The organism is Proteus sp. MB838 (assembly GCF_054767435.1).
Genome location: NZ_BAABMO010000076.1, coordinates 1 through 4881, shown reverse-complemented (window position 1 = coordinate 4881; position 4881 = coordinate 1). Strand labels below are relative to the sequence as shown.

Annotated in this window: 7 protein-coding genes and 3 pseudogenes; 1 reads left to right on the top strand and 9 read right to left on the bottom strand. The window is 34.9% G+C overall.

Translation table 11 applies throughout. The features are described from left to right. The 3 genes and pseudogenes from ACYUCW_RS17675 to ACYUCW_RS17665 all read right to left on the bottom strand — a co-directional run. On the bottom strand, nucleotides 1-166 hold a 166-nt coding region (locus ACYUCW_RS17675), incomplete at its 3' end, for an Imm26 family immunity protein (RefSeq protein WP_460409155.1). Nucleotides 167-255: 89 nt separating this feature from the next. Next, a complete protein-coding gene (locus tag ACYUCW_RS17670) occupies nucleotides 256-687 on the bottom strand; it encodes a hypothetical protein (protein WP_460409154.1) in 432 nt (143 codons plus the stop codon). A gap of 255 nt (nucleotides 688-942) precedes the next feature. Next, a pseudogene (locus tag ACYUCW_RS17665) lies at nucleotides 943-1083 on the bottom strand (RHS repeat-associated core domain-containing protein); the annotation flags it as partial. Nucleotides 1084-1085: 2 nt separating this feature from the next. On the opposite strand from ACYUCW_RS17665, the pseudogene ACYUCW_RS17660 reads away from it, so the two are divergent. Further along, a pseudogene (locus tag ACYUCW_RS17660) lies at nucleotides 1086-1572 on the top strand (integrase core domain-containing protein); the annotation flags it as partial. Between the two features lie 35 nt (nucleotides 1573-1607). On the opposite strand, the gene ACYUCW_RS17655 reads toward ACYUCW_RS17660, so the two are convergent. From ACYUCW_RS17655 to ACYUCW_RS17630, 6 genes and pseudogenes are all read right to left on the bottom strand, one after another. Next, entirely contained in the window at nucleotides 1608-2036 is a 429-nt protein-coding gene (locus tag ACYUCW_RS17655) for a hypothetical protein (RefSeq protein ID WP_163748897.1), read from the bottom strand. Nucleotides 2037-2197: 161 nt separating this feature from the next. Continuing rightward, on the bottom strand, nucleotides 2198-2677 hold the full coding sequence (locus tag ACYUCW_RS17650; RefSeq protein WP_163748899.1) for a hypothetical protein: 480 nt from the start codon (nucleotides 2675-2677) through the stop codon (nucleotides 2198-2200). After that, nucleotides 2677-3009 carry a hypothetical protein gene (locus ACYUCW_RS17645; protein ID WP_170832169.1) on the bottom strand — a complete coding sequence of 111 codons (333 nt, stop codon included), beginning with the start codon at nucleotides 3007-3009 and terminating at the stop codon, nucleotides 2677-2679. Before ACYUCW_RS17645 ends, ACYUCW_RS17650 begins: the two co-directional genes overlap by 1 nt. A 165-nt stretch (nucleotides 3010-3174) precedes the next feature. Beyond that, the gene (locus tag ACYUCW_RS17640) at nucleotides 3175-3459 is read right to left on the bottom strand and encodes an RHS domain-containing protein (RefSeq protein WP_275428582.1); all 285 of its coding nucleotides are present in this window, start codon (nucleotides 3457-3459) and stop codon (nucleotides 3175-3177) included. Between the two features lie 248 nt (nucleotides 3460-3707). Continuing rightward, the gene (locus ACYUCW_RS17635) at nucleotides 3708-4244 is read right to left on the bottom strand and encodes a hypothetical protein (RefSeq protein WP_012367846.1); all 537 of its coding nucleotides are present in this window, start codon (nucleotides 4242-4244) and stop codon (nucleotides 3708-3710) included. Nucleotides 4245-4260: 16 nt separating this feature from the next. After that, a pseudogene (locus tag ACYUCW_RS17630) lies at nucleotides 4261-4761 on the bottom strand (RHS repeat domain-containing protein); the annotation flags it as partial. Between the last annotated feature and the right edge of the window lie 120 nt (nucleotides 4762-4881).

Below are 4881 nucleotides of genomic sequence, written 5' to 3'. Positions count from 1 at the left end.
CGAAATCGAAAATCTCTACTACATGGCCTGTCATGATTTTTGAAATGATGCGTCCAAACCCATATGTTTCATTATTTAATTGAAAACAAAAAATATCTCCGGGTTTAACAAACCTCAGCATCGTTCGTGGTTTTTTATCCCATCCCCAAAATTTAAAATCACTCATTAGCATTTTCCTCCGACTTTTCCAGAGCTTTAGTCATACTGTCATAAGTTTCTCTAAAAGCATCGGCAAGCGTATCGTAAATAAGCTCTTTATTGATCAAGCTTTAGTAGCTTTAAATTATTTACTATATGATGCAATTCATCATATCTAAACTCTTCATAGAAGATATTTTTAGGATAATCTATTAAATCCTCCAATGAGTCACTAGTATCAACAAATTTCCATAAAATGGCACCAATTTCATCGGTTAATTTGTATGAATATATATTAAAATAATCTGACCAAGTTCCTAAATTAACATTAAAACTTTCGGCTAACTCATACTCTTCACCATTAAAGTCTAAGATATCTGCTTCTAATAGTTCATAAGTAGAACAATAATTATCAAGTAAATATCTTTGATTTAAGTGTTTTTTGTTTAAAATTTCATTGAGTCCACCGATTAAGTAGCCATCAAAAAAAATTGTATCGTTTAAGCTTCCAAAAAAATAAGCCATTAACCCAAAACTTTGCTCGCCCAATAAATTTCTCTTTATTTTCAAAAAAATATTCGACTGCAAGAGTATTTTTTGTTCCTATAAATTTTGTTTTCATTTGCACGGTTTTATACCTTCCATATTTTTTGCATACTTAGGCACATTTCTTGGATCTATAGCTCTAGGTTTGCTTTTAATATCAATACCATCTGTTGAGCCATTCCAGTGGAATGGTCCTGAGCCATCAGCAGCACTACTTTGGAATCTATGATGTCCGGGATTCTCATAAATTAAAGCCTGTGACACGCCCCACGGATCAATCCAGCCCAACGGATTCGGCGCATATTGATACAGATTTATCCCACCCAATAGCCCAATTGGGTCAGGCATGATAAAACGGCCTATCTGTGGGTCGTAGAATCTAAAGGTATTAAAATGTAATTCAGAAACAAGTGCCTGGACACCATGCTCAGGTTGATTTAATACGCAGATGGTCAATGAATTAAACGTTTTCAATATACGACGATTGATGATGCGACACGGATCAGAGCACTTAAAATTTATGAAAAGCACAATCAGGCTAATGCCATTGATTTTATTAATTATGTTGTAAATAAATTTCCCTTTAGAATCAAAACGATTAGAACGGATAATGGCCACGAATTCCAATCAAAATTTAATTAGCATATTCATGATCTCGGGATGGAGCATGTTTATATCAAGCCAGCTACCCCCAGATTGAATGGGAAGGTAGAGCGTTATCATTTAACAGATAAACAAGAGTTTTATTAATTAATCGATTATAAGGATGATGTCGATTTACATGAAAAATTAGCTGAATGGGAGGCTTTTTATAATTGTCATCGCCCCCACTCAGCTTATGCTGGTAAAACACCGTATGAAGTGTTAAAAAATAAGCTTGGTCTTTAAGACTAAACGTCAGCCAAGGTTCTGAGTGACATACTTTATAAGCGTATTTTTTCGAGAGTATTTACAAAAAGACTATGTATGTCCGAACAAAATTGAGAGTTTTCAATGAAGTCAGGTAAAACTAAAACATAATAGAAAATATCATCTAACTGTAAATTTATATCATACGGTTCAAAATTTGATTCAGATTCAAATTCAAACAATTTAGCTATTCCATGTAAATTAACTATTTTAGCTTCTATGCAAAAACATCCTTTATTGTCAAGATCGAGATTATAGCCGGTATCTTCATGATGAAGTAACATGTTTTTATCTTTATAAAAAAATAAAGACTCTTCGTCGTTGTATGAATTATATTCGTACAGATAATTTATTTTAAGGATTTCATTTTTAAAAAAAGAAAAAACACTTTCCGTTGGTTTGTTCGTATAAAATCCATATAATTCGCCTGTCCATTCAGACATAAAATTCTCCTATATGTAAAGTCTGACCTCCGACTACAATTAGAAAAAACTAATTATCAACCGAAGTTCAGACGCTTACACTTAAAATTATTCACTATATGACGTAATTCATCATATCTAAACTCTTCATAGAAGATTTAGAGCTTTTAATTATTAGCCCACTATAAACTAGTTATTTCTTCTATAGAATAAAAAGTACCATGCAAATGCTGATTATAATGCTCTACTCTATCAGCTAATATTATTCGATTATTATTGGTAATCCTTTTTCTAACTAATTTTGCAGCATTATACAGTTCTATTCTTAGTTTAATTAAATTAGATCTATCAGGTGAATCTTCAGAAAGATAACTTCCAATAGTTCTTAATAAACAACATATTGTATCAGACTCTTGTCGTGTCAAATATTGTTTACGTCGTAACTTTAGGTATGCATAGCAATATACCTTACTAAAGGTGTTCTTCTGATGTAGTGTTTTATTTATAGCCAATGCCATGATTAGTTTATCAGCTAAATAGCGATGTTTTAAGTAAGATCTAGCATTCTTCCATTCATTTAACCCTCTATCTATGGATAACTCAGTTTGCCGTAAATATGAATACAAGGCTAATAAAAGTTTATTATCATAGTAAATATTCATTATCGACAACCTTTTTCCGTTAAACGAGACCACCAAGATTGTTTTTTAAACACAGTATTCTTATTATGTAGAGATAATGGCTGTTCAGTTGGTATGACCCCTGTTTTTCTTGGCCCAACGTTAGTTTCAACTATCATTTCCTTCGGAACCTCAAACTCAACATATGAACCACTTTTCCAAGATCCTATGTCTGCACCTGCCGTTTTGGGATCTCCAAACGGAGCAATCTCGATATGCACTCCTATTGGTGTTCCTCTTGCAGGGTTGATTGACTGTGTGTTTTTTATCCCTTCTAGGCCTTCAACTGAGGTATGGTGCCTTACTCTAACCATTTCCTGAGATGACAACCCCCACGGATCAATCCATCCCAACGGATTCGGCGCATACTGATATAGATTTATCCCACCCAATAACCCAATTGGGTCAGGCATAATAAAACGGCCTATCTGTGGGTCGTAGAATCGGAAGGTATTAAAATGCAATCCTGAATACTCGTATCATCCTGATACTCGCCCTACGGGCCAGCGCAAGCGCTGTTCAAATTTGTTCCCGACAAATTTGTCATTGTCAAAATATTGTCCGGCATAGCGTAGATTTTGCTCAAAGGACGCCATCACACGTTCAGGACTTGAATAAAAACTCAGAGGGCTACTGCGAACAAAGCCAAAGCGTCCATATTTCCCAGACCATAGCGTATTGCCTTGTGCATTGGTGACTTCAAGTGGGGCGCTATTAATATCACAGTGGTGCCAGTAATAATGAAAACCACTGGATTGTTTCACGATAACGGCAAGAGGGGTATAACTGCCGTGCTCTTCGTAGCAATAAGTTTGGTGTTTACCGGTATTGAGATCCTGCTCTTGCAGTAACCGTAGCCCTAGCTAGTTTCGGCATCAGGTGCACATTAATGTTGTTTTGCGGATTTATGCAGGATAGTTTATTCTTATTTTTAAAGAACGTGTCACGTAACCTAATTTTTTTTTACCTATTATTTTCTTAATAAAAATACTACTTTGAATTATAAAGCAGACTATTCATTAACATTGAAAAATTCAATATTCAATCCCTCATCATTACATAAATCGACAAATTGTTGAGAGAGAATCATTTGCTCACAAAAAACGCTATCTCTCGCTATAAAGAAATCTTTATCACATTTATAGGTGGGAATATCGATCAATTTAGTACCATCAATAAGTTCCCTGAATGTTGTTTTCTCCTCGTCAATAATCGGAAGGTAATTATTCACCTTACATAAAAACATCGTTTCATGCGTATTTTCCACAGTACACTTATAGAATGACATTTCAGATGCAATTCTAAGTTCAAATATAGATACCGCTTTTTGCGAAAAAACAGGAACTCCGATATTAGAAGGAAAATAATCTGGTGCTCTTAGTTTATCTCTTCGCATAGTACTTTGTATTTTACCTTTTGGTTGTGAATATAAGAGAAACTTACCATTCCCTTCATTCCAAATGAAAAAACTTGATAATCTTGACTTTGGATCTGAGAAGTCAATAACTCCATTGCCTAATGAGAAACTACTAATTGTATAGATGTTCATACCCTTATCCTCGTAATCAAGCACATGTAAGTTTTCCTGTTTTAAATCCTTTACGAGCCTCATGTTGTAGGTTCAATATTTCATTTTGTATTCGGCGATAATCCCATTTTTCTTTAATTGCAACTCTTTCTAAAGCATCTAGTTTTGATTTCATCATTTCATTATATATTGCATGCTCTTTTGTCCAACCACGATGAAGTCCCAAATCCTGATTAGGATCTATTCCTTTTGCTACAGGAAGTCGCATCATGTTTGTTGCACCATTAATATTCATTCCTGATTGCACAAAAATAGGATGATTTCTGAGTGAATAAGGAATTAAATGCTGACGTTGGTAACCTTGGGTTGTATCCATCCACGAAGGGAAGCGATCTAGACCTAGCGGATCCACCCATACCAACGGATTAGGCGCATATTGATACAGATTAATCCCACCCAATAATCCAATCGGATCAGGCATGATAAAACGGCCTATTTGTGGGTCGTAGAACCTAAAGGTATTAAAATGTAATCCTGAATACTCGTATCATCCTGATACTCGCCCTGCGGGCCAGCGCAAGCGCTGTTCAAATTTGTTCCCGACAAATTTGTCATTGTCAAAATATTGTCCGGCATAGCGTAGATTTTGCTCAAAGGA

Bases quoted from the DNA above. Each gene is read 5' to 3' on its own strand.
- ACYUCW_RS17650 (WP_163748899.1), bottom strand. From the start codon at position 2,677: ATGAATATTTACTATGATAATAAACTTTTATTAGCCTTGTATTCATAT.
- ACYUCW_RS17635 (WP_012367846.1), bottom strand. From the start codon at position 4,244: ATGAACATCTATACAATTAGTAGTTTCTCATTAGGCAATGGAGTTATT.
- ACYUCW_RS17655 (WP_163748897.1), bottom strand. From the start codon at position 2,036: ATGTCTGAATGGACAGGCGAATTATATGGATTTTATACGAACAAACCA.
- ACYUCW_RS17645 (WP_170832169.1), bottom strand. From the start codon at position 3,009: ATGGTTAGAGTAAGGCACCATACCTCAGTTGAAGGCCTAGAAGGGATA.